The organism is Chryseobacterium sp. X308 (assembly GCF_020733145.1).
Classification (GTDB): domain Bacteria; phylum Bacteroidota; class Bacteroidia; order Flavobacteriales; family Weeksellaceae; genus Chryseobacterium; species Chryseobacterium cupriresistens.
Genome location: NZ_JAJFZH010000001.1, coordinates 259,518 through 285,155, shown reverse-complemented (window position 1 = coordinate 285,155; position 25,638 = coordinate 259,518). Strand labels below are relative to the sequence as shown.

The 25,638-nt window shown below is 35.4% G+C and carries 21 protein-coding genes; 7 read left to right on the top strand and 14 right to left on the bottom strand.

Features of this window, described 5'->3' with window-relative positions:
• Window positions 1–2: 2 nt before the first annotated feature.
• The 4 genes from LIV57_RS01325 to LIV57_RS01310 form a co-directional block, all read right to left on the bottom strand.
• A complete protein-coding gene (locus LIV57_RS01325; protein ID WP_227941115.1) occupies window positions 3–716 on the bottom strand; it encodes an NDP-sugar synthase in 714 nt (237 codons plus the stop codon).
• 70 nt (window positions 717–786) lie between these two features.
• A complete protein-coding gene (locus LIV57_RS01320; protein WP_227941114.1) occupies window positions 787–1,203 on the bottom strand; it encodes an RNase adapter RapZ in 417 nt (138 codons plus the stop codon).
• Between the two features lie 77 nt (window positions 1,204–1,280).
• The gene (locus LIV57_RS01315) at window positions 1,281–1,685 is read right to left on the bottom strand and encodes a GxxExxY protein (RefSeq protein ID WP_227941113.1); all 405 of its coding nucleotides are present in this window, start codon (window positions 1,683–1,685) and stop codon (window positions 1,281–1,283) included.
• Between the two features lie 32 nt (window positions 1,686–1,717).
• Window positions 1,718–2,743: an aminoglycoside phosphotransferase family protein gene (locus tag LIV57_RS01310; protein WP_227941112.1), complete on the bottom strand. Its 1,026-nt coding sequence runs from the start codon at window positions 2,741–2,743 to the stop codon at window positions 1,718–1,720.
• Window positions 2,744–2,970: 227 nt separating this feature from the next.
• On the opposite strand from LIV57_RS01310, the gene xrtF reads away from it, so the two are divergent.
• Both xrtF and LIV57_RS01300 read left to right on the top strand, forming a co-directional pair.
• Window positions 2,971–3,501, top strand: coding sequence for an exosortase family protein XrtF (xrtF, locus tag LIV57_RS01305; RefSeq protein WP_202841743.1), 531 nt, complete (start codon window positions 2,971–2,973; stop codon window positions 3,499–3,501).
• On the top strand, window positions 3,488–3,934 hold the full coding sequence (locus tag LIV57_RS01300; RefSeq protein ID WP_227941111.1) for an exosortase F system-associated membrane protein: 447 nt from the start codon (window positions 3,488–3,490) through the stop codon (window positions 3,932–3,934). The genes xrtF and LIV57_RS01300 overlap by 14 nt, the downstream gene beginning before the upstream one ends.
• A gap of 8 nt (window positions 3,935–3,942) precedes the next feature.
• Here the strand turns inward: LIV57_RS01300 and LIV57_RS01295 are convergent, their stop codons facing one another.
• From LIV57_RS01295 to LIV57_RS01265, 7 genes are all read right to left on the bottom strand, one after another.
• On the bottom strand, window positions 3,943–4,950 hold the full coding sequence (locus tag LIV57_RS01295) for a cation diffusion facilitator family transporter (protein WP_227941110.1): 1,008 nt from the start codon (window positions 4,948–4,950) through the stop codon (window positions 3,943–3,945).
• Between the two features lie 58 nt (window positions 4,951–5,008).
• Window positions 5,009–6,001, bottom strand: a complete 993-nt coding sequence (locus tag LIV57_RS01290; protein WP_062673335.1) for an aspartate-semialdehyde dehydrogenase — start codon at window positions 5,999–6,001, stop codon at window positions 5,009–5,011.
• 67 nt (window positions 6,002–6,068) lie between these two features.
• The gene (locus LIV57_RS01285) at window positions 6,069–6,500 is read right to left on the bottom strand and encodes a hypothetical protein (protein WP_034691532.1); all 432 of its coding nucleotides are present in this window, start codon (window positions 6,498–6,500) and stop codon (window positions 6,069–6,071) included.
• A gap of 86 nt (window positions 6,501–6,586) precedes the next feature.
• Complete coding sequence (locus LIV57_RS01280; RefSeq protein ID WP_202841737.1) at window positions 6,587–9,160, bottom strand: TonB-dependent receptor; 2,574 nt, start codon at window positions 9,158–9,160, stop codon at window positions 6,587–6,589.
• Window positions 9,161–9,368: 208 nt separating this feature from the next.
• Complete coding sequence (gene nadC / locus LIV57_RS01275; RefSeq protein WP_202841735.1) at window positions 9,369–10,229, bottom strand: carboxylating nicotinate-nucleotide diphosphorylase; 861 nt, start codon at window positions 10,227–10,229, stop codon at window positions 9,369–9,371.
• Between the two features lie 13 nt (window positions 10,230–10,242).
• The gene (nadB, locus tag LIV57_RS01270; protein WP_137904406.1) at window positions 10,243–11,814 is read right to left on the bottom strand and encodes an L-aspartate oxidase; all 1,572 of its coding nucleotides are present in this window, start codon (window positions 11,812–11,814) and stop codon (window positions 10,243–10,245) included.
• 31 nt (window positions 11,815–11,845) lie between these two features.
• Complete coding sequence (locus LIV57_RS01265) at window positions 11,846–12,472, bottom strand: NAD(P)H-dependent oxidoreductase (RefSeq protein WP_202841733.1); 627 nt, start codon at window positions 12,470–12,472, stop codon at window positions 11,846–11,848.
• Between the two features lie 177 nt (window positions 12,473–12,649).
• Between LIV57_RS01265 and LIV57_RS01260 the strand changes: the two genes are divergently transcribed.
• The 5 genes from LIV57_RS01260 (at window position 12,650) to LIV57_RS01240 (ending at window position 19,886) form a co-directional block, all read left to right on the top strand.
• Window positions 12,650–12,937: a class I lanthipeptide gene (locus tag LIV57_RS01260; protein WP_202841732.1), complete on the top strand. Its 288-nt coding sequence runs from the start codon at window positions 12,650–12,652 to the stop codon at window positions 12,935–12,937.
• A gap of 47 nt (window positions 12,938–12,984) precedes the next feature.
• Window positions 12,985–13,272, top strand: coding sequence for a class I lanthipeptide (locus tag LIV57_RS01255; protein ID WP_202841730.1), 288 nt, complete (start codon window positions 12,985–12,987; stop codon window positions 13,270–13,272).
• Between the two features lie 81 nt (window positions 13,273–13,353).
• Window positions 13,354–14,553, top strand: coding sequence for a lanthionine synthetase C family protein (locus LIV57_RS01250; RefSeq protein WP_202841728.1), 1,200 nt, complete (start codon window positions 13,354–13,356; stop codon window positions 14,551–14,553).
• Between the two features lie 20 nt (window positions 14,554–14,573).
• Entirely contained in the window at window positions 14,574–17,672 is a 3,099-nt protein-coding gene (locus LIV57_RS01245; protein ID WP_227941109.1) for a lantibiotic dehydratase, read from the top strand.
• Between the two features lie 18 nt (window positions 17,673–17,690).
• Complete coding sequence (locus LIV57_RS01240) at window positions 17,691–19,886, top strand: peptidase domain-containing ABC transporter (protein WP_202841725.1); 2,196 nt, start codon at window positions 17,691–17,693, stop codon at window positions 19,884–19,886.
• Here the strand turns inward: LIV57_RS01240 and LIV57_RS01235 are convergent.
• The 3 genes from LIV57_RS01235 to LIV57_RS01225 all read right to left on the bottom strand — a co-directional run bounded on the left by LIV57_RS01235 (window position 19,883) and on the right by LIV57_RS01225 (window position 25,473).
• Window positions 19,883–20,626: a nucleotidyltransferase domain-containing protein gene (locus LIV57_RS01235; RefSeq protein WP_202841724.1), complete on the bottom strand. Its 744-nt coding sequence runs from the start codon at window positions 20,624–20,626 to the stop codon at window positions 19,883–19,885. The genes LIV57_RS01240 and LIV57_RS01235 overlap by 4 nt on opposite strands.
• A 172-nt stretch (window positions 20,627–20,798) precedes the next feature.
• Window positions 20,799–23,057: a T9SS type B sorting domain-containing protein gene (locus LIV57_RS01230; protein ID WP_227941108.1), complete on the bottom strand. Its 2,259-nt coding sequence runs from the start codon at window positions 23,055–23,057 to the stop codon at window positions 20,799–20,801.
• A 157-nt stretch (window positions 23,058–23,214) separates the two neighbouring features.
• Window positions 23,215–25,473: a lectin-like domain-containing protein gene (locus LIV57_RS01225; RefSeq protein ID WP_227941107.1), complete on the bottom strand. Its 2,259-nt coding sequence runs from the start codon at window positions 25,471–25,473 to the stop codon at window positions 23,215–23,217.
• Window positions 25,474–25,638: the final 165 nt, after the last annotated feature.

The following is a 25,638-nucleotide window of genomic DNA, read 5'->3' as shown; positions in this document are numbered from 1 at the left end:
ATTTATTTAAAGTGTTTTTCGGCTTCTATTACGGATGCTGGTCTTCCAACGTCAATAAGAATACTGTCATGTACAAAACCATGTATGTGCTCGGTTTGCATCAGATCCAGATATTCTTCCATAACAGAGAATTTGCCTGTTCTTTTTATTTTTTCAAAGATGACGGGATTGATACAATGAATTCCACTGAAAGCAAGGGCCTTAAAGCCTTTATTGAATTCAGCCAGCCTTTGTTCTCCGGTTTGCACATTGAGCCAGCCTCTCAAAACCATATCATCATTGAAAAGGAGTTTTCTCGAACTTTCTCTGTCCGAAACCGCTAAAGTAGCAAAATCTTTTATCTTTTTGTGGTATTCTACCAGTGCATTGATATTCAGGTCAGTTAGAATATCAGCGTTCATGATTAAAAAATCTTCTCCGTGATCAAGAAATTTTCTTGCAAATATCAAGCCGCCACCTGTTTCCAGCAGTTCGCTGGTCTCATCAGAGATTTCAATCTTGCATCCAAAATTATTGTTTTTATTCAGGAAATCAACAATTTGTTCTCCGAAATGATGAATGTTGATAACAAAATCCTTTATTCCGAAGCTTTTAAGGTAATTAATATTTCTTTCGAGAAGTGGAACTTCATTTACCTTGGCAAGTGCTTTTGGGTGGTGATCTGTAAAAGGTTTCAATCTGGTACCTTTCCCTGCTGCGAAAATTAGAGCTTTCATAATAGTATAAGTAATGAGTGATGAATAATGAGTAATAGATAATCGTAATAAGAAAATTACTTATTACTCTTTACTGATTACTACTATTCAGTTGCGGTTGTTCATCGTGTTGAAGGGTGACCTCAGTACCTTCAGGATATTTTTCTTTGATAAATTCTGCAATTTTTATGGCACAATATACCGATCTGTGCTGTCCGCCAGTGCATCCGAAATTAATCTGCAGATGCTCAAAGCCTCTTTCCAAATAATTATCAATATTGATGGAAACGAGAGATTTTACCAGTTCTAAGAACTTTGGCATTTCCGTTTTTGTTTCCAGATATTCCTGAACTCCTATGTCATTTCCGGTCTGGATTTTATATTCTTCAACTCTTCCCGGATTTAAAATTCCACGGCAGTCGAAAGCGAACCCTCCGCCATTTCCTGAGTTGTCTTTAGGGATTCCTCCTTTTTTGTATGAAAAACTGTGTATCTCGATGTGTAGCATATTCTTTCTTTTAAATTTTTAAACCATTAAGGATTATTTAGTTTTTAAGGTAAGTTAAGATTTTGATAAATCAAAATTTAGTCTGGAAGCTCTTTGAAAAATTCATTAATAAAGGGTTTCATTGACTTTGTAATATTGCTAGTAAAAAAATTAATAAGAAGACCTTGTGGTTTTTTAAGAACTTTCATGTAAGTGAGTAATTGTGCTTCGTGTATTGGTAATACGTCTTCCACAGCTTTTAACTCTATAATAATTGTATCATTTACTAGGAGATCTACAACAAGTTTTGTCTCAATTTCTACCCCTTCATAATTGATGGGAAAATATAATTGTTGTTTAACATCATACCCATTTTTAACAAGCTCAATTTTTAAGCACTCTTCATAAACGCTTTCAAGTAGACCAGGACCAAGAGTCTTATGGACTTTGATAGCAAAGCCAGTAATTTCATATGACAGTTGAGTAATTTCTTTTTTGGTCATAACCTTAATGTTCTTAATGACTTAAAGCATTCTTAATGGTTTAAATTTATTATTTCCTCAATTTTTTGCTTTGCCTTCTCTGAGGTCAGTTGCTGAATTACTTTCTGCAATTCCGGGTAGTTGTTCATCTGTTGCCATGAGTCTGCAAATTGAGTAATATTCTGAATTCCTTGCTCCAGACTGGCTATGAAATGCTGTTTCCTCTGGATCAGCCCCCGGAATCCGTAGGCTCCCAAAACTTGCAGAAATCGCATCATTTGTACAGGCATCACTGCATTTCTTAACTGAACCTTTGTTTCAGGATCTTCAAACTGCTCAATATAATATTCCAGCATTTCCTGTTTAAAATCGTCCGGGAAATTAGCCTTAGCCTGAAAAAGAAAAGAGATGACATCATACATCAACGGACCTTTCATTGCCGATTGGTAATCGATGAAAGAGACCTCATTTCTTTCATTCACCATGATATTTCTTGCCTGAAAATCGCGGATCATAATTCCTTTAGGTTTAAGATTTTCAATAAGTACAGCAATTTTTTTGAACTCTTTAAGGAGAGTCGACTTGTTGTATTCAAGCTCCAGAAAATCGGCGACAAAATTTTTAAAGTAATACAAATCATGAATCACAGGAAGTTCATCATAGCTTTCATATTCAAAGGTTCTGGAAAAGTCTATTTTACCTTGCGTCTGCATCTGCAGTTGGTAAAGCTTTTCTAAGGTCTGCTTAACCAAAGATTTTACAGTGGGAGACAAGTGATCTTTTGCAATTACCTCAGAAAGGGTTTGCTGCCCCAAAAATTCCTGGATATACATCTTTCTGTCCTCTGAAACAGCAAGGATGGAAGGAGTATTAAGGCTCAGATCTGAGAATACCTGGGAATAGTAAAGAAAACTTTCATTTTCCGGAATGTTTTCATTGTACGTGATAATGTATTTCTCGGTACCGGCAGCGGCCAGAAAATTGACCCTCGCGGAGCCGCTTTGAGCTAATGTGACGAATTCGGAAGATTTTTTACCTAAATGGTTTTCAAAAAATCGTTTTGCGTTTTCAGAAGTCATAATATGGAACAAATATACTAAATTAACGTGAGTTGGAAATTATAGTGTAAAGAAGTGATTAAGAAGGTGGAAGAGTATGAGAATGGTGGTGTAGAATTTTGATTTTATTGAATGTTTTTATGAAAAATTTTAAGTCTTATGGGCCAAATCGGTTGTGTTTTACTTTTGATTTTTAACTTTCTTTATTCAAATTCAGGATATTACAGGCTAATTTTTATCTTTGTAGTATGCTGAAAGACTTTAAACCTGTTTTAGGTATTTTATTGCGTTTTATTGTTATCTACCTGGTGTTGCTTTTTGCCTATCAGTTTTATCTGAATAGTGGGAAAGACTCCGGATTGGATTCATTTTCAAGAATGATTGCCAGTCAGGTAACTTCTCTGCAGAACGCGATAGGTTATCCTACAGAACTTTATGACGATGTAAAGAACGAGCAGGTTTGGTTTTATGTTAAACAGAATTATGTGACGAGAATGGTGGAAGGGTGCAATGCCGTTTCTGTCATCATTTTATTTGTATCTTTTGTTTTTGCCTTTTATAAGGGAATGAAAACTTTTGTTTTTGTGGGAGCAGGACTAGTGTTATTATACATGATCAACCTTTTGAGAATTGTAGGGTTAAATATCGTGATGTCCGACCATAAGGAATATGGAAAGATGTTTCACGATTTTATTTTTCCTGCTATCATTTACGGAAGTGTAGTTGTCCTTTGGCTGATCTGGATTAAATTTTTTGCCTTAAAACATGAAAATTCTTAGCTGGTTTCTGGTGATCGCAGGCGTATGCGGATTGATAGGAGTAAGAGCTTTGGAAGGAACTCTTTTTTATGACCCTTTTTTAGACTACTTTCACGAAGCCAATAAACATATTGAATTCCCTGCTTTCGAATGGGCAAGACTGATTGCCGGTCATGTGTTCAGATTTATTTTAAATCTTTTTTTTTCCTGTCTGATTATTTACGGTTTATTCAGAAATAAAGACTGGACCATACAGGGAGCAGTGATGATGATTGTCGTCTTTGTCATTACATTACCGATTTATCTGTATTGCATTCATAGTAAATTTGAAATAGGATATCTTTTTTCCTTTTATATGAGGAGGTTCGTGATTCAGCCATTAATTATACTGCTGATTGTTCCGATGTTTTATTACAGAAAACAGATGATCAGTAAAGAAAGCAGGAAAAGCTAATCTGAATTTTATTCTTCCTCAATAATTGTGTGTTTATCTATACTCGTTACGTTTTCCGGAGTCCATTCTACACGTTTGACGAAATCTTTTTCGCGGACAGGGCAGTCCTTGATCTGGCATACCGGGCATGAAATTGGTTTACAATCATCCATATGGAAATTGAATTCAATCGTACGTTTAATGTTTTTGGCAAGGAGAATAATGACCTTTTCCATTTCATCATGAGCATCACGAAGGTCATAATACCACGGCAGGGTAATATGGGCATCAATATGTAAGGAGGAACCGAATTGCTGGATTTTCATATTGTGCACATCAATCCATTCTGTTTGTCTGTTTTCTTCAAGGATTTTAATCACCTGATTTAATATTTCAGGATCCTGCTCATCCATAATACCACTCAGAGATTTTCGAACGATTTTATAACCTACAAATATGATGTAAAGCCCAAAACTTAATGCTACTACAGAATCCAGCCAATAGATTCTGGTGAAGTACACAATAATTAAACTGGCAACTACTCCGAGAGTTGTAATAGTATCGGACTGAAGATGTTTACCGGATGAAATAAGAACCAAAGAATTTTCTCTTTCTCCTTTTTTTATGGAAATATATCCCAGAAGATAATTCACAACCGCGGTGGCTGCAATAATCCAGATCCCAAGATCAATTTTGCTTAGCGTTTTCCCTATAATAAGGCTATGAATCCCTTCATAAATGATCATAACACCGGCAATAGCGATAAGGGCGCCTTCTATACCGGAAGTTACGAATTCTACTTTCCCATGGCCATACGGATGGTCATCATCTTTAGGTTTGGCTGCAAGATGGAGAGAATAGAGTCCCATGAATGCACTGATGACATTGACGATACTTTCCATAGCATCAGAAAACACAGCATCAGAATTGGTAAGCTTCCATGCAATAATTTTTCCGACAAAAAGGATGATTCCGAACGTAGCAATGAGCTTCTGAAATCCTATTTTCTCTTTATGGGCATTTTTCTGGGTGTTCATAATTGTGTTTGATAAAAAAAAGAATCTCAATTCTGAGACTCTTTTTAATTTTGTTAGTTTATACTAAGTTGTTTGCTACAAGGTATTCTGCGATTTGTACAGCGTTGGTTGCTGCTCCTTTCCTCAGATTGTCTGCAACGATCCAGAGGTTGAGCGTTTTAGGCTGAGACAGATCCCTTCTGATTCTTCCAACGAAAACTTCGTCTTTTCCTTCTGAATATAACGGCATCGGGTAGTGGTTGTTTTTCACATCATCCATTACAATGACACCAGGAGTTTCAGATAAAATTTTTCTTACTTCATCCAGTTCGAATTCATTTTCGAATTCGATGTTTACACTTTCAGAATGTCCTCCCTGAACCGGAACTCTTACAGCAGTTGCTGTTAAGTTAAAGGTATCGTCTCCTAAAATCTTCTTAGGCTCCTTCATCAGTTTGATCTCTTCTTTTGTGTAATCATCATCAGCAAATACATCACAGTGTGGTAATGCATTTTTGAAGATCTGATAAGGATATACTTTTTCAGTAGTTTCATCTCCACTTATTTCACCGTTTAACTGGTCTACAGCAGCTTTACCTGTTCCTGTTACAGACTGGTAAGTAGAAACGATTACTCTTTTTAAATCATATTTTTTGTTCAATGGCCCAAGAACCATTACCAATTGAATGGTAGAACAATTCGGATTTGCGATGATTTTATCTTCTTTTGTTAAAACATCAGCATTGATTTCAGGAACGACTAATTTTTTATCAGGATCCATTCTCCAGGCAGAAGAATTATCAATTACTGTTGTTCCTGCTTCTGCAAACAGAGGAGCGAATTCAAGCGAAGTAGATCCACCTGCAGAGAAAATAGCAATATCCGGTTTGGCAGCTATAGCGTCCTTCATGCTTACGATGGTAAATTCCTTCTGTTTATACTTCACCTTCTTGCCTACAGATCTTTCGGATGCTACCGGAATTAATTCTGTTACAGGGAAGTTTCTCTCCTCCAAAACTTTAAGCATAACTTGTCCAACCATTCCTGTTGAACCTACTACAGCTACTTTCATTGATTTAATTAAAAATTTAAGATTAAACTATTTATAAATTATAACGCATATAATTTTTTTGTCTGTTTTAAGCCCCGAAGACTCTTGTCCAAGGGAATGCAAATGCAAATAAACCTACTGCAATCAATCCCATAATTACTACTCCTAAAGAAATAGTATCATTGGATTTTACTTTTTTGTTGACAATCGTCATCAAAACTGCCGCAATAAGCATAGAGAATGGATGTTCAACATATTGGAATCTCAATGCCGCATTTTTCATTACTTCTCCCATATTTAATCCTTTGCTGAACGTGGTGATCAGCATAATGATTCCCAATAAAAACTGAACGTGGAAGAAAATCATTGTGAAAAGCGTTGTTTTCTTCAAAAATTTGTTCACTTTTCCACTGAAACCGAACATGGTAGCCAAAAGTGCAATGACAAATAATGTTACCAAAAGAATTTCAAGATACCCGAATCCTTTGTGGGCATTAAGTAAAATGTTGTAAAAATCCATAATCCTATTTTTTTGTACACAAAGATAACAAAAATCCCGGCTCAAAGCCGGGATTGATATTGAGAAAATCTAATATTGTGATATTATTAGAAATTGAATGATAATGTTGCTGCCCAGGTTCTTCCGAATCCGAAGAATACCTGGTTAGTTTGGCTGATTCCTTTGTAATTGCCTGCTGCCTGGTAAGCTGCATATTCTTTAGCAAGACCAGCAACTGTTCCACCTTTGATTTCAGCATATTCCTGTGCTGTAAGGTTGGCGTGAGTATTTGTATTTGATTCAGCGATGTATGTTGTATCGAATAAGTTATAAACGTTACCTCTAATCGTGAAGTACTGTTGTTTGTTGTTTAGGTTGATTCTATATGAAAGTCCTAAATCAAACAAATTGTAGCTAGGTAATTCTAATGTACCTTTTTGAGCAGCAGCTTGAGTTCTGAAATTGAAAGCATCTAAACTAGCGTACAGATTGTTTGTATTTCTCCATGTAGCATCGAAGCTTAGGTTTCTAATAGGTTTTACTGTTACTCCTAAAGCAGCTGTCATTTGTGCTGCGTCACCAACTTTTACTTTATCTAGGTATAATGTAGCTTCGTTACTTGTGCTTCCAGGGAAGTTAAGTGGCTGGTTTGTGCTGTCTTCAAAAAGAGTAGCAGTTGCATTTCCTTTATAGTACCAGTCTCCTATAGAGAACATACCATTGATGGTTAATATTTTATTAAGATTATAGTTAGCATCTACTTCCACTCCCATGTGAACTTCATTCAGTCCATTCATTTCTACATAAGCCGTCTTACCTGCAACAAGATCTCTTAGGTTAGATCTTCTAAGATATCTGTCATCCCAAGTTGTTCTGTATAAGTTAACATTAGCATTGAAATTTGCAGATCTGAAACCGTACCCTAATTCTACACCAAATATTTTTTCATTTGTAAGATCCGGAGAAACGATGTTCTCATTACTTCTGTATACTGCATTGAAAAACGGCTGTTTTTCATAGTATCCAACATTCCCAAAAACATTGTGTTGTTCGTTAATATTGTAATTAACTCCAGCCTTGATATTGTATCCGAACAGATTTTTGAAACCTGTTTTAGTATTCATAATTTCTCCTTTCTTTGATTTTGTAACTCCATCAACAATAAAGTTATCAATTCTTTGAAATCCTTGGTTAGATACAGACCCTTGAACGAACGCAGAGATTTTATCATTTGTATATTCGAACTGGCCAAAAGCTCCATACCAAAGTACTTCCCCATCATTGCTATAGCCAATTTGATTATTTATATTGTCAATTTTTCCGCCAAATGGATTCCAGCTAGCTTCTGGTTTGGATACTGCTGTTACTAAGTTAGGTGGAATGTTTTTGTTATTTTTATCAATATATCCGCTTGCACCTAGTAGATCAGTTACTACCTGGTAATGGTATCCATAATAGTATCTTGCATCAACACCCGCAGAGAACTTAAAGTTATCATTGATGGTGTGGTTGAAGCTTGAAATTAAACCAAACCAGTTGTGTGAATTAATAGATGCATTTCTGATAAGCACTCCTTTATCTGGTGTAGACGCTTGGTTAGCTGCAACAACATTATCAAAATTATATAATCCGGTATTCTGATCTCTAAAAGTACTTAAGCTCTTTCCATTGGCAGAACCGGTAGTGTTTGTTCCTCCTCCTCTACCAAAAGAACCATATAATACCGTGTTAAGTTTAGACTTTTCACTCAGTGTCCAGTCCCAGTTTAAGGATAATACAGGCTTATGATAATAGTTTACTCTTGCTGAATACTGTCTTCCATTCAGATAGCCCCAATCTGAGTTATATTTTCTGTCTGGAGTTCCATCATGATCAGGGTTGAATTTTATATAATCGGAAATAGCAATAGCATATGACCTTTGGTTATGCCATTGAGGTGCCCCAGTAATGGTAAATTGAAAATCATGATTACCTCCCGGTTTTTTGTATCCTAATGCAAAATAATAGTTATATCCTTCAAACTTGGTTCCGTCCGCATACATAGAACCTGCAGTTCTGGACATTAGAAATGAAGAAGACCATCCTTTTTCAGATTTTCCTGTATTGTATGCAAAAAGAGATTTTACATAGTCATTGTTACCAACTCCCAGAGAAACTATTCCACCTTGTTTTTTGTCGGCAGCTCTTGTAAGAATATTTACAGTGCCACCCACAGACGCAATTGCTAATTTGGAAGACCCAAGTCCTCTCTGTACCTGCATTGCAGAAGTTACATCAGATAGTCCTGCCCAGTTTGACCAATAAACTGATCCTCCTTCCATATCATTTACTGGCATACCGTTTACCATTACGGCAATATTGTTTTGGTTAAATCCTCTAATATTTAGTTTAGAGTCTCCAAAACCACCACCTCCTTTAGTAGCATAAACGGATGGAGTTGTGTTTAGGATCTCAGGAAACTCCTGGTTACCTAATTTTTCAACAATCTGTGCTTCTTTAATTGTTGAAACTGCTACTGGAGTCTTTCTATCCTTGGCGATATCTGCAACACCAGTTAATACAACTTGTTCAATATCATTGGACTTAATTTTTGTAGAGTCCTGAACCTGTTGAGCATAATAGACACTAGCTGTAGATAAAGTAATTACTGCAGTTAGCATCGATTTGTTGATTAATTTCATAATCGTTAGTAATAATTAGATTTAATTTTCTGCAAAATTCGCAAAATTAAATTTAACTATTATTAACTCAATGTTAATTTTTAATAAGTCTTAATAATGTTAAAGTGTTAAAAATCAGTATTGTGGCTGAAAATTGAATTTTTGTATGAAAAAAGTCATGTTATTGAATTTTTAACAAACTGGGGGTGTTTTTGTTAAAAATTCAACGCTATTTCACTGCTTTGAGACTCAAATCTATATTCTCAGCAGAGTGGGTAAGGGCTCCTACAGAGATATAGGTAACACCTGTAGAGGCAATTTCTTTCAGCATATCGCGGGTAATTCCTCCTGATGCTTCAGATTCACAAGAACCTTTGATCATTTTTACAGCCTCCTTCATCGTTTTTACATCCATATTGTCTAACATGATTCTGTCAACTTTAGCATTGATAGCTTCCTGTACCTCTTCAAGATTTCTTGTTTCAACCTCTATTTTTAACTTTTTCTTATTCTTTTTAACGTAATCCTTTGCCATTGCTACTGCATTGGTAATGCTTCCGTTGTAATCAATATGATTGTCCTTCAGCATGATCATGTCATAAAGACCATACCTGTGATTGGTTCCGCCGCCAATAGCCACTGCCCATTTTTCACACATTCTGAAATTGGGAGTCGTTTTTCTTGTATCTAAAAGTTTAGTTTTGGTCCCTACTAACCTTGAGTCCCATTCATGAGTAAGAGTTGCAATCCCACTCATTCTCTGCATACAGTTAAGAACAAATCTCTCTGTGGAAAGGATAGATCTTGCACTTCCCGTAACGATAAGCGCTACATCTCCGAATTTACATGGAGTTCCATCTTTAATGAAAACCTCTACTTTTAAATTCTTATCAAATGTTTTAAAGATGATTTCTGCCAGCTCAACGCCTGCAAGAATACAGTCCTGTTTTACCAAAAGTTTAGCACTTTGTACAAGGTCCTGTGGTATGGTAGAAAGAGTAGAGTGGTCTCCATCCTGAATATCTTCTTCAAGAGCGTTTTTTATAAATGTCTTTAATGCTTTATCTGTTACGTATGCTGGTCTTTTCATTGTGTGATTTCTGTTAGGCTAAGTCTTTATTATAAAATGCTCCTTTATTCTCCGTCATTTCCATGGATTGGGTAATGATGAGATGGGCAACGGTTGTAAGGTTTCTTAATTCCGATAATTGGGGGGAAAGAATAGAGTAGTGGTATATTTCATCAACTGCGGCGGCAATTTCCTGGTGCTTCTGTAATGCCATATTCAGACGTCTGTTGCTTCTGACGATTCCGACCAGATCACTCATCATTTCCTGAAGTTGCTTTCTGAGATAGCTTACGATGACCATTTCGTCCATGATTTTCATTCCTTCTTCATTCCATTCCGGAACGGCTTTCAGGTCATCAAAGTTGAAACTGTTTTCATTCAGAAGTTCTACTGTTTTCATTGCGGCATTATGCCCGAAAACCAAACCTTCAAGGAGAGAGTTTGAAGCAAGCCTGTTGGCACCGTGTAGTCCTGAGTTGGTACATTCACCTACAGCAAAAAGATTTCTGATGGAGGATTGTCCGTCTCTGTCTACTTCGATACCTCCCATTAAATAGTGGCAGGCAGGTACAACAGGAATCAGCTGAGTGAAAGGATCAATTCCTTCATCTTTACATTTTTTATAAATATTAGGGAAATGTTCCAGGAATTTTTCATGGTTCATTTCCTTGCAATCCAAGCCGACAAATTCGTCTCCGGTAATTTTCATTTCAGCGTCAATGGCTCTTGCAACGATATCTCTGGAAGCTAATTCTTCACGTTCATCATATTTATGCATGAATTTTTCGCCCCTTTTGGTTCTTAATTTTGCTCCGTCTCCACGAACGGCTTCAGAAATCAAAAACAACATTCCATCCATTTTGCTGTAGAGAGCTGTTGGGTGAAACTGGTAATACTGCATATTGGAAACCTTTCCTTTGGCACGGGCAACAAAAGCAATTCCGTCCCCTGTTGCAATCGTAGGATTGGTGGTGTTTTTGTAAACATGTCCTGCACCTCCTGTGGCAGCAAGCGTTATTTTAGAAGTAATTTTTTTGATGGTTTTGGACTTCTCATCCAGAATGTAAGCACCGTAGCAGTGGATGTCTCCTTCGTTAAGTTCTTTTCCGGGAACATGGTGCTGTGTAATGATATCAATAACGTAATGATGATCCAGGATTTCGATATTCGGGCTGTTATTGGCCGTTTCCAATAAAGCTCTTTCGATTTCAAAACCTGTAATATCTTTATGATGTACGATCCTGTTTTCAGTATGGCCTCCTTCTCTTCCTAAAGCAAATTTACCGTTCTTCATGTCGAACTGTGCTCCCCATTCTACAATTTCATTGAATCTCGCGGGAGCTTCTCTTACCACCATTTCTACGACGTCACGTTTGTTTTCACCGTCGCCGGCACGCATGGTATCGTCTATATGTTTTTGGAAATTGTCATTCTGAAAATCTGTAACGACGGCGAGACCGCCTTGTGCATACTTGGTATTGCTTTCGTCTTCATCAGACTTGGTTACAATAATAATTTTGGCATCAGGGTGCTGTTCAGAAACTTTAATGGCATAGGAAAGTCCGGAAATGCCGGAACCGATTACTAATACATCCGCTTTTATCATATGCTGGCTTTAGGTACAATCGTTTAAAATATTAAATAAATTTAAACAATTTTTCGTTTGGTTTTCTTACTTTTTTCATGTGCTGGAAGTGATCTTCCTCGGAGCGGTAACCTAAAGCGAGGGTAACGGTTACTTTTTCTGTTTCAGGATTGACATTCAGAATGTCTTCTATAAGATCCTGGCGGAAACCTTCCATAGGACAGGAGTCTATATTTTCAATAGCTGCGGCATACATAAGATTGGCCAATACTATATAAGACTGTTTTTCTGCCCAGTTGAAAATTTCATCATGTGTTTTCTGGTTAATATGCTGATTAATGCTGTTTCTGAAAGAATCAAGTTTCTCCATTGGAGTATCCCTTACTTCAGAAATATGATTAAAATAGCCCCGGATATAGTTCTCTTCTATGATTTTTTTTGAGATAATAACAATAAGATGGGAACAGGTGGAAATCTGAGATGGATTATAAAAGGCGGGAATTAATTTCTGTTTCATCTCCTCGCTTTCAACAATCACAATTTTATAAGGCTGAAGTCCCAGCGAACTGGCAGACAGCTTTCCTGACTCAAGAATGTTGTGAAGGGTTTCCTGAGGAATAATCTGATGATTGAATTTTTTTACAGAATATCTTCTGCTTAAAGCTTCCAAATAATTCATAGGACAAATTTAGGAATTGAAGATGGAATAAAGTAAATTAATTCTTAAATATATTTTTTAATAAGTGTAAAAATATATCCCTTAGTATTGAATATTTTAATGTTAAAAAAATATAAAAATATCTCTGCATATTGAAAAAATTATATATTTATCTAGTCATTAAATACATAACTTATTATGCAAAAGAAAAAAATTGCAAAACTGGAAATTAAGAAAGAAGATATTCTTAATTTATCTATGGATGAGGCTCAAAAAGTAATTGGCGGAGGTGATGATACTACCACTGTGCCATACACTAAAGCTTCGGACTGTAACACAGATCAATGCTCTCGCTATTGTGAGGTAGAAACAGATCCTTGTAGTGGAGTTATTGAATATACGGATCTTTGTGGAATGACTGATAATTGTGGAACGGGAGGAGGACAAATGACACAAGAGGTTTCTCCTGAGTGTAACAGAACATAATACAAGATAATTTTAGTATAAATTAGAACTTAACCAAACATTTAGACATGCAAAAAAAGAAAATCGCAAAACTGGAAATTAAGAAAGAAGATATTCTTAATTTATCTATGGATGAAGCTCAAAAAGTAATTGGCGGGGGTGATGATACTACCACTGTTCCATACACTAAAGCTTCGGACTGTAATACAGATCAATGCTCTCGCTATTGTGGTGTAGAAACAGATCCTTGTAGTGGTGTTATAGAGTATAGTGATCTTTGTGGAATGAGTGATAACTGTGCATCAGGATGGTGTCAACTCACACAGGATGTATCTCCTGAATGTAATAGAACTTAATAACGGTATTTAAAACTACAGAACATATTAAGGATAACAGTATTGCAGTGTTATCCTTTTTTGTGTGACCAGATAAATTATATGAATATTATTTTTGAAGAGCTGGAAAAGATTAAATCAAAAACCAGTTCATATATGGATGTTGCAAATCTTAAAACAGGTCTTTTAGGTGATCTTGGTGGGTTGGGTTTGTTTTATTATTATCATAGTAAGCAATTTAATGATAATGATAGCCTAGAAAGAGGAGAAAAACTTAGTGATGAAATTATTTCTAATATTAGTGTTGCGCTTAAACGAGGTGATATCAGATATAGTAATGGAGTAGTAGGTTTTGCATGGCTTCTGAAGTTTTTTAACCAAGAAGAGTTTGTAGATTTTGAAGCAGGCGATGTATTATCAGATCTGGATGAACTTATTTTCAATTATGCTATTAATGAATTAGATAAGGGAAATTTTGATTTTCTTCATGGTGCTACTGGGGCTTTGCATTATTTCCTTACTGATGAGAAAGCTTTAAATGAATATGCAAAAGGAATTATTTCTAAATTGCATTCTATTGTGGAATATACTCCTGAAGGAAAAATGTATTGGCCTTTCTTTAGTTTAGAGGATACTCAAAAACTAAATAAATTTATCAATTTCGGGCTTGCTCATGGCCAGCCGGCTGTGGTGTCAGTTCTGTCAAAAGCATATGAGTTAAATCCTAATGATAACATACTGAAAAGATTAATTGAGGATACAACTCAAACAATCATAGATTATAAATATAAGGATAACAGAAACTCACTTTATCCATCTTCTATTCCTGCCTTAGAAAAAACAGATTTCTATTCAAAAGGATCACGCATGGGGTGGTGTTATGGTGATCTTGGTGTTGCAGCAGCCTTATGGGATGTTGGGAAGAGATTAGGGAATGCTTCGTTTCAGCAAGAAGCTTTACAATGTATGGAAAAATCAGCTCTACGGAAAGACTTGCAGGAAGGTTTTGTAAGAGATGCTGCAGTATGTCATGGTTCATCGGGGATAATGCATATTTTTAATAAGTTTAGTATTTTAACTGAAGGAAATAAGTATAAAGACTGCGTTGATTACTGGAAAAATGCTTCTCTTGAACTTTTAAATACAGATAATGATAAGTTGATTACAGGACATTGTGCTTGGAATAATCAAATAAACCATTATAATGATTTTGGTTTTTTGCAAGGATTAAGCGGAGTTGGACTTACTTTGTTGTCTCTTGTTAATCCTGATATTAAATGGGGAGAAGCCTTACTGATTTAAATTTTAAAATTATTTTGTATATGTACGAAAGTACCTTCTACGCTGCAAGGCAACCGCTTTTACCAATCAATAATTTTTTTGATTTTTATAGTATCATCAATCAGGGTAATGAACAATTTATATTGGATTATCTTGTAAAACAATTTACTGAGAACTACCAGTTGGAAGAAGGTCTATACCTTGCTTCTGATATCTTATATAACGAGGTTATAAAATATAAAACAGTACCTTCCAGATTGTCTGATAAAGAAAGAAAAAGAATGGTGCATTCTTTGACTAAATATTATATAAGGGCTTCGACCAGAGCCACACCTTTTGGGCTATTTGCAAATTTTAGGGAAGGAAACTTTAATTCCGGCGAATGTAAAAATGATTCAGCCACTGAAGTATTAGATTACTATCCTAAACTGGATATGGAAGTTCTTTTTCAGATAGGAGAATATATTTCAAAAATTAAAGGTGTTAAAAAATACTTTATTCTTTCTAATAATACAAGTCTTTATAAAACTAAAGATGATTACAGATATATAGAATATAGGTTTAGAAAAGGGATGAGAACACATCATTTGGTTTCCATAGAATCTGATGACCTTATCAATTTTATTATTAAAATTTCCAGAAAAGGAATCAAATATGAAACATTGATTAACAAAATCCTTGATCAATATGATGTAGAGCAAGAAGATATTGAGGTTTATATTGATCGCCTTATAGATTGTAAACTTTTAACAACAAATCTTGATGTTAATATTACAGGTCGTGATTATTTTGATGTATTGTTGGCATTTCTAAGAGATATTAATTCTGATACTGATGATGAAATTTTATTGCTGAAAAATATTTTACAAGAGATAAAATCCTTGTTAAGGAAAGTTAATGCCAGGCAGTCTAATATTGAATTCTATAAAAAAATATACATACTGTTAAAAGAGTTCCTGCCAAATCTCCCTGAAAAAAATCTGATACAGTTGGATGTGGTAAGTCCTATAAAAGATTATACTTTGTCATCTGATTTAAGGCATGACCTTGGCAATTTACTATCTGTTTTTTCAGCTTTTTCAAAATCCTATCCTCCCAAGCATTTTCAGCTTGAAATTTTTAAAAGAGCATTTTCAGAAAGATATGAAGATAGAAAAGTAAAACTTACGGAAGTATTAGATGAAGAAATTGGAATTGGATATAAATCCGCAGTAAGTACAAAAGATATTTATGAATCTAAAACAACGGGCAAAACAAAGTTTACTGCTTTTGCTTTAAAAAAATATCATGAATATTTAAAAAATAATTCTGAACAAATTGAAATTACTGATCGTGATATAAAAGAGAACTTTTCTGATGTTATAAATATTGAAACAGCAGAGCCGGGATTTACTTACTTGCTCAACGTATATCCGGGAAAAGAACAGCCATTATTTCATGTAACATCATATTCTCCTGCAATGACAGGCCTTTCTGGAAGGTTTTGTGGTATGCATCAGGGATTTTATGAGAAACTTCATGATTTGGTGGATATTATAGAAGCTAGAAATAATAATTATATATATGCGGAAATAGTTCATTTGCCACAAGCCAGAGTAGGAAATGTAATTGCTAGGCCCTATTTTGGAAAATATGAGATCCCATTTTTAGCCAATTCGCTGCTTTCTGAAAATCAAAAGGTTTATGTTAATGATTTATATATACAAATGATCAACAATGAACTTTATTTGTTTTCAGAAAAATTAAATAAACCTATCAAGCCAAGACTTTCGAATGCTCATAGCTATAGAAGAAATGGATTACCTATTTATCATTTTTTGTGCGATATGCAGTTTCAGAATTTTGATTCTCAACTTATTTGGGATTGGGGAATTGTGCAGGATATACAAGAGTATTTACCAAGAGTTGTCTATAAAGGGATTATTATTCAACAAGCTTATTGGATTATAAAAGGAAACAACTTTAGTAAATTAAGAAAATCTAAAGATTTTGATCAGTTTAAAAAGAATTTTGCTGAGATAAAAAGTAAATTGAATGTTACGGATATGGTTGTTTTCAAAGAGAGTGATAACATCCTTTATTTTGATTTTTCAACCGATTTAGGAATTGAATTGTTCCAAAAATATATCAATCAAAACGATAAACAGATTATTTTACATGAATGTCTATTGGAAATAACAGATGACAATTCTTTACCAAAGTACAGTAAAGAATTAGTAGTGCCTTTTATCAAGAAGGAAAGCAAAAAAAATTATCCATTAAAGATAAGAGCTTCAAGCAAAGACGCTATAACAAGAACATTTATTCCAGGCTCGGAGTGGGTTTATTTTAAAGTCTATATTGGGGATAAGTTTTCCAATAAATTTTTGGTGGCTATAGCAGACTATATTGAAAAAAAACTAGTGAAGAAAGGACTTGTTGAAAAATGGTTTTTCATAAGATATGCAGATCCTAAACGTCATCTTAGAATTCGTTTGAATGTAAAAGATCCTGCTAATATCTCTGTTGTTACAACAGGTATAAGCCAAATTTTTAATACGTATATAAAATCCGGTAAAGTGTCCGGAGTGGTTCAGGATACCTATACAAGGGAGTTGGAAAGATATAAAGGTAAAAATATAATCAACTCTGAAACATTTTTTTATCACGATTCTAAGTTTGTCTATAATTTATACAAATCTTTCAGCCCTATAAACTATAATTATCTGTTTCTGATCAGTTATTTCACAATAGAGGAGTATTTGGATACATTAGGGATGAATCATGATAAGTTAAGGTTTCTTGAGCGGAATTTCAATTATTTTGCAAAAGAATTTAATTATGAAAGCGATAAACTGTTAAGGAACTCTTTGCATGATGAACTTCGGAGAATTAAGGATATCACTATTTCAAAAGGACTTAACCCCGCTATTATTGAAGTTATTAATAACTCTGAAGTAAAAAATATTTTATTGAGCATTAAAAATGAAATCAAGGATGAATATTTTAATGTTTTAGGAAGTTATATTCATATGACAGTAAATAGATTATTCTCCGAAAAGCAGCGTTTTAACGAGTTTAGAGTTTACTTTTTTCTTTATAAAAAATATCAGTCTATTGTAGCAAGGGAAGTAAAATCAGTATCATTATACAACAATTAAATGTTCAGAAAGTATACTTTGAATAAGTTTCCTTTTTATAAGCAGCCTGACGCAAAAGACTGCGGTCCTACTTGTTTGAGGATTATTAGTAAATATTATGGTAAAAACATAAATCTGCAGCGGATAAGGGATCTTACACAAACAACAAGAATTGGAAGTAATTTATTGCATCTTGGCACTGCAGCAGAAAAAATAGGATTTAGGTCCCGAGGGGTTAAAATTAGTTTTAGGACACTTGCTGCCGGAGTGCCTCTCCCTTGTATTGTCCATTGGGATAAAAGGCATTTTGTTGTTGTATATAAGATAAAGAAGGGGAAGGATGAAATGGTATATGTATCCGATCCAAGTTATGGGCTGCTTACATTTACAAAAAGTGAGTTTTTAAAACGTTGGATAGGAAATAATGCAGATGAAAATATTCAGGAGGGAATAGCGCTGCTTCTAGAGACTGCCCCAGCTTTTTATGAAACGGATTGGGATGATAAAAAAAACAGACTTGATATTCAGTTTCTGAGTCTTTATGCATTGAAATATAAAAGATTAATACTTCAATTGGCAATAGGTTTGTTAGCAGGAAGTATGTTGTCATTAATACTTCCTTTTCTTACTCAGAGTATAGTGGATGTGGGGATACAAAATAATGATATAAATTTTATATATCTTATTCTCATTGCCCAATTTATGCTTTACCTGGGAAGAATGGGGGTAGAAATTGTAAGAAGTTGGATTTTATTGCATATTAGTTCCCGGATCAATATTTCTTTAGTGTCCGATTTCTTTATTAAGCTAATGAAGCTTCCTATTAATTATTTTGATACAAGAATGACAGGAGATCTAATGCAAAGAATTGGTGATCATTCAAGGATTCAGCAGCTGTTAACAACATCAACCCTTACAACCCTTTTTTCAGTTGTCAACTTCTTTATTTACAGTGTTATATTACTGCTCTATGATTACAGGTTATTTATTGTTTTTGCTATAGGCGCTATTTTGTATACCTCATGGGTACTTTTTTTTCTTAAGAAGCGAAAAGAACTGGATTATAAAAATTTCTCTCAACTGTCCGAAACTCAGAGTAAAGTGATTGAACTTATCAACGGCATGCAGGAAATTAAAATGAACAACGCCGAGCAAAAAAAGCGTTGGGGCTGGGAATCCACACAGGTTCAGATTTTTAAACTCAATATACAGGGACTAAAGTTGGAACAATGGCAGTCAATAGGAGGAGGATTTATTAACCAAATGAAAGATATGGTAATCAGCTTCTTATCTGCGAAATTAGTTGTAGATGGCGAAATTACCTTAGGAATGATGATGTCTATCCAATACATTATAGGACAGTTGAATGGACCTATTGGACAGGTAGTTTCGTTTGTAAAACAATTACAGGATGCAAATATTTCTCTGGAGAGATTAAATGAAATACATGAGAAAGATAATGAAGAAAGCAATACTGAACATTACTTGTATGAGGTGCCAAGAGGAGATATTGTTTTAAATAACGTCAGTTATAAATATGTTGGCGGGTATAAAAATATTTTTGAAAATTTAAACCTTATAATTCCTTATCAAAAAACTACAGCTATTGTTGGTGCAAGTGGAAGTGGGAAATCAACCCTTATTAAGTTATTGCTGAAATTTTATGAGCCTCAGGAGGGGAATATAAAAATTGATACAGCAGATTTTAGCAGAATTTCTCCGGGAATGTGGAGAGAGAATGTTGGTATTGTAATGCAAGACGGATATGTATTTAATGATACAGTGGCAGATAACATAGCAGTAGGAGATGATCATATAGATAAGAAAAGACTTGCTAATGCCGTAAATGTTGCCAATGTGAGAGAATTTATAGAAAGCTTACCTCTGGGCTATAATACTAAAATTGGAAACGAAGGAGTAGGGATAAGTGGTGGACAGAGACAAAGGTTATTTATAGCAAGGGCTGTTTATAAAGCTCCTGATTTTATTTTTTTTGATGAAGCAACAAGTTCTTTAGATGCCAATAATGAAAAAGTGATTATTGATAATTTAAATCAGTTTTTCAAAGGAAGAACAGCCGTGATTGTAGCGCACCGCCTTTCTACTGTAAAGAATGCAGATAAAATTATAGTATTAGATAAAGGGAAGGTTATTGAAGAAGGCTCACATAATGAGCTTGTCAACGCCAAAGGAGCTTATTTTGAGCTAATTAAAAACCAACTTGATTTGAATTAATCCCTATAAACCACTTCAAAATCTTTTCTTTCAATAACTAAAGTTTTAGATTGTAAATATTGATAAATAACCTCTAATTTATTAGGGGTTATTTCAGATATTGCCTTTATCCATAATTCAACAAAATCCTGATCAGGAAAATCTTTCCATTGATTGATTTCCCGGTAAGTGGTATTGGTCAATATCTTATCAGGTTTAATATCAATTATTGTTTCGTAATTAAGAATAGCTGAATAGGTAACAAGAACTGCTTTCATAAAAGATATATAGTTGTACACATATATAGGGCTTGAAACTGTAGTATTTGACAGAGATTCATGACGTACATGCAATGAGTACATTTTTAAAATAACGTCGTCTTGAGTTAATTTTTTTTGAAAAGAATTTTCCATGAAAATTTTAGCATATTGCACTAATTCTTCAACGCTTCCTTCACAATCATATAAAATCTTGCCTAAAGCAAATAATCTTGCTTCAAAACGGCTGTTTCTTGAAAAGTCAACAGACATTCTTCTCCTTACCCTGTCTGCGTTTTCTCCAAAGTATGAGATTTTTAGTCCATCAATATATTTTATTCCTTTCACAGTATGTTTCCTGTCATTGCTGAAAATAAGTCTAATGTCAATATCAGAATCTTCAGTTTGTGTATTTGTAGCATAGCTTCCTGCAAGAAGAATCCCATGTATATTTTCTGCCTTAAAATTCGAAATAATTTTTTCTTCTAAACTCTTTAAATCCATGTAAATTTTTTGATGAAATTTATTCTGCTTAAAGCTTCCAAATAATTCATACGACAAATTTAAGCATTGAATATGAATAAAGAGTCTTTAAAATGAAATATCTCCTGCCTGTTCATACAAAAAAATCACCCCGGCCGGCGGGGTGATTCTTTTGATGTTTTGGAAAGTGTAATTATTCTCTGTTTTTTACAACAATCCAGCCTGAGAATTTTATCGGAGTACTGTTTTTATTATTTTCATTCCATGAAACAGAATACCAATAGTTTCCTGTAGGAACTTTTTTACTTCCATTGGTAGTTCCTGCCCATTTGTAACCATTGGTTTTATCGGCCTGGAACATTTTGTAACCATACCTGTCGAAAATGGCTATTTCCAGGTTTTGTTTATTGGCCAAAGCTGAATAATCTATAAAATCATTCTTGCCGTCATCGTTAGGTGTAATGATATTGATAAGGTTAGGTACTGTAATATTGACTTCAACAGGAACGCAGTTATAACCGTCTCTGACATACACTTTTGCTTCTCCTCTGGTAATATTGGTAAACACATTGGAATCCTGCCAGTTGATATTATCCATAGAATACTGATAAGGAGGAGTTCCGCCATTGGCATATACTGTTACCGTGCTTCCCGAAATGTCAACCGTTGTAATAACCGGATTGTCGGAAGGGTATACTGTTACTTTCTGTGTTGCAACACAATCTCCGGTTTTAAGTTTTACCCAGTAAGTACCTACTCCTACATTTTTGATAGATTGAGTAGTAGCTCCTGTGCTCCATTCGTAGCTTTTGAAACCTGCGCCTGCATCTAAAGTAGTTGTATTTTCTATACAAATTGTCTTGTCAAGCAAAGTTCTTGAATAAACGGGAGGGATTACAGTTAATGTAACTTTAGCAATAGAATAACATCCGTTTGAGCTGAATACTTTAATATAAACCACACCGTTAGGAGCAATGTATGCTGCCGGAGTAGATATTGCATTGGTTCCACTGATAGCGTCTGTCAGGGACGGATAGTATTCTTTTGTAAGTCCGCCCTGAGAAACGACAGCTCCTGTAAGATTAAAGGATGCCATAGATGGGTTGGTCTCAATAAAGCAGGATTTTATTTCAATATCATTCACAACCACAACAGGGTAAATGTTCAATGTAATTTTAGAAGTACTCACACATCCCTGAGGAGTCGTTACTTTTACATATATTGTTGCTGCTGCAGATGCATAGGCAGAAGGGTTTGTTATCTGATTCGTACCATTATTCAAATCGTATAAGGTAGGGTAGAATTCTTTGGTAACTCCGGCAACAGTTGTTACAGCAGCCGTGTTGAGGTCAAATGTTGCTGTCCCGGCATTGTTGTTATTACATCCGGTCAGAGTGGCATCTGTTGCTGCAAATGGAGTAGGATTAAGCTGGATAACACCGTCGCCATTATCGCAAAGAGTAGAAGTAGGATCCTTGACTACCACTTTGATTGTCGTATTTCCTGAATATTGGAAACTTGAAGGATTCGCGATAGGCGTTGAGCTTCCTAATACATAATATGTGAAAATATAATTTCCGGGATTATTTACAAATTGGGAATTATAAGAAGTAAGGTCTACTGTACCATTTCCTGTAGCAGGATTTGTACATACAAAAGGCGTTATGGTATTGCTTAGGATAGGAACTTTATCCACAAATACCTTAACATTTTTAATAGAATGTCTTGCGCTGGCACCTCCGGTTGCTGCAGAGAAGCCAAAATATCCCTGTGACATTCCCACGGCACCTCCGGAAGGAGCAAAAGACTGATCTACAATAAGAACACCGTTTATTCTCACTTTGATAATCCAGTTTGTCGGGTTGGTAAGATCTGTTTCTCCATTTACCTCAACATGTCTGTAAGTATCTCCTACAAACGGATTGGTAGCAATAAGATCCGGAGAGTGAAAAGTACTTCCCGGAGTCGTGTTGAATTCAATATTGTTCCCGGCTGTATTATTGGTGCCATAAAGAATGTGAACTTTACTCATCTGGCCTTCAGTGGTATTATTGAAGATATCAAAACCAACCATGAGCCCGGAAGCATTGGCCGGAATTCCCAGTCCTCCTCCTGATACAAATCCTGTTGGTGGATTAGCGAGATACCAGAAGGTAAAACCGTCTCCTTTTCCAAATTGTGTGGTTCCGTTTCCGTCAATTCTGAAATCGAATTCCACTTTCCACTTATCACAATAGCTCAGAGTGATAGGAGTGGATAATTTTACGGCCCCGTATCTGCTGGTCTGATCGGTTGTCAGTCTTACAAAGTCTCCGCTTACTACAGCATCAGAGACAAGGTCCCAGCCCGTTGTATTTACAGGGTTTCCGGTAAGTTGATAGGTTTGCGAAAGAAATCTTCCCGGCAGGCATAATAAGATAGCCAGTAAAAAAAAGAGTATATTTTTTTTCATAGTGGATGGATTATGATGTTATTGTTTTTTGATATAAAATTGTTTTTAAGTTTAAATTATTAGTGAAAAATTAATATCTGATCCTGATCTCTGTTTGGGCAAATTCTGTTTTTTAACACCGAAACTACCCCAAATGAGGTAGTTTCTGATAGTAATTTTATTCTCTGTTTTTAACCAATACCCAGCCTGAGTATTTTGTTTCAGTATTGTCTTTATTGTTTTCGTTCCATGAAATGGTGTACCAGTAAGTTCCTGTAAGAACCTTTTTACCGGAAGCTGTGCCGTCCCAGGTGAAGTTTCTCATTTTTCCGGCTTCATACAATTTATTGCCATATCGGTCGTAAACGATGAATACAAGATTCTTTTTGTAAGCCAGCGCTGAATAGTCAATAACATCATTTACGTTGTCCCCGTTTGGAGTGATGGCGTTAATAAGATTAGGAACGGTAATCTGAACTTCAACAGGGGTACAGTTGTAAAAATCTTTTACATACACTCTTACTTCGCCTCTTGCTAAACCTGTGAATATATTGCCTGGCTGCCAGTTCACTCCATCCAGAGAAAACTGATATGGAGGTGTTCCACCAGCTACATTTACTGTTATGGTGTTGTTGTCAATATCGATGCTGGAGATCACAGGATTTGCAGATGCTTTTACATTAACAGTCTGTGTAGTGATGCAGTTACCGGTCTTCAATTTTACCCAATAAGGACCTACTCCTACATCTTTAATCGATGAAGTTGTTGCTCCCGTACTCCATTCATAACCGTCAAATCCAGGTCCTGCATCCAGATCTGTTTTTTCTCCGATACAGATGGTTTTGTCTTTCAGGACAGAGGACGTTACAGGAGGTAATACAATAAGGTTTATTTTAGCAATATTAAAACAGCCGTTGGCATCCGTTACTTTAGCATACACGGCAGTAGTTGTAGATAAATACTGAAGAGGATTCATGATTTCATTGACTCCGTCCAGAGCATTCGCTATAGAGGTGTAATATTTTTTGGCAGCACCAGTACCTAAACTAGTAACATCTGCGGTAGTGAGATTAAAAATAGCACTGGTAATGTTATTTTCAATAAAACATGATCTTAGGGTAGCTTCCTGCACAGGAGTGTCCGGGTAAAAGGCCAGCGTGATTTTTGCTGTACCTGTACATCCCTGAGGGGTTGTTACTTTTACATAAACTTCTCCGGGAGCAGAGAAGTAGTTGCCGGGATTTTGAATTTCATTCGTATGTGCATTAAGATCTGCTAACGTTTTGTAGTATTTTTTAACAGCACCGGGAACACCTGTAACATTTGCTGTATTCAGGTTGAAAGTGGCTGTTCCTGCTTTGTTATTGTTACATACCGTAATCGTTTTGTCTTCCGCTTTGAAAGGAGCAAGAACCAATAAAATTTTGCCATCCGGGTTATCACAAAGCAGTCCTGCATTATCTTTAATAACCACTGTAACCGTTGTGTTGGCATTGAACTGGTAATTGGCAGGATTGGCAATTGGTGTAGAGCTCCCCAGTGGGTAATAGGTAAACGTATAATTGGAAGGATTGCTGACAAATTGTGAGTTGAAAGTAGTCAGGTTTACAGATCCGTATCCGGTTGTAGGGTTAGGGCAGAATGACTGTGTTGCTGAATCCTGTAAAATAGGAACTTTATCCGTATAAATTTTTACATTTTTAATGGAATGTCTTGATCTTGCTCCTCCTGTAGATGCTGAAAAGCCAAAATATCCTACTGTCATTGCGGCAGCAGTGCCTGAAGGCGCAAAAGACTGATTACAAATTACGTTACCGTCTATTGTTATTTTTATGATCCAGCTGGTAGGAGCTGCGGGATCTACCTGTGCTGTCACTTCCACATGTTTAAAAGTGGTTCCCTGAAACGGTTGTGTAGTATTCAGATCCGGTGAATGGAAAGAACTTCCGGGAACATTAAAGAACTCAACGTTATTGGTGTCTGTTGTATTTTGAACCTGCCCGTAAGCCACGTGAACCTTGCTCATGGTAGCAGTTGTGGTATTGTTGTAAGTGTCAAGTCCTACCACCAGACCCACTGCATTTTGAGATACCCCAAGTCCGGATCCTAATACGCTGGCAACAGGAGGGTTAGCAAGATACCAGAAGGCAATTCCATCTCCGTTGGAGGTTTGGTTGGAGTCCATTCTGAAGTCAAATTCCACTCTCCATTTGTCGCAATATTTTAAATTGATGGGGTCATTCAGCCTGATAGAACCGGACTGGTTGTTGGTATCCGGTGTAAGCTGAATAAAATCTGTGTTTACCTGGGTGGGAGAAACCATGGTCCATCCGGTAGTTGTTACCGGGTTTCCGATAAGCTGGTAAGTCTGGGCAAAGGACTTCCCGGCTATACAGAGTAAAAAAACAGATAAATACAATAATAGATTTTTATTCATTTATAATGGGACTTAGATTAATATGTAAAGATATTAAATCCCAGTTAAATAATGTGTATTTAATGTTAATTTCGCTTAAATTTTAATAATATTTTAAAAAAATACTGCTAATTATGAGATAATGGTGAATATTATAGTATCTATTAAGTATTTACATTAATTAAA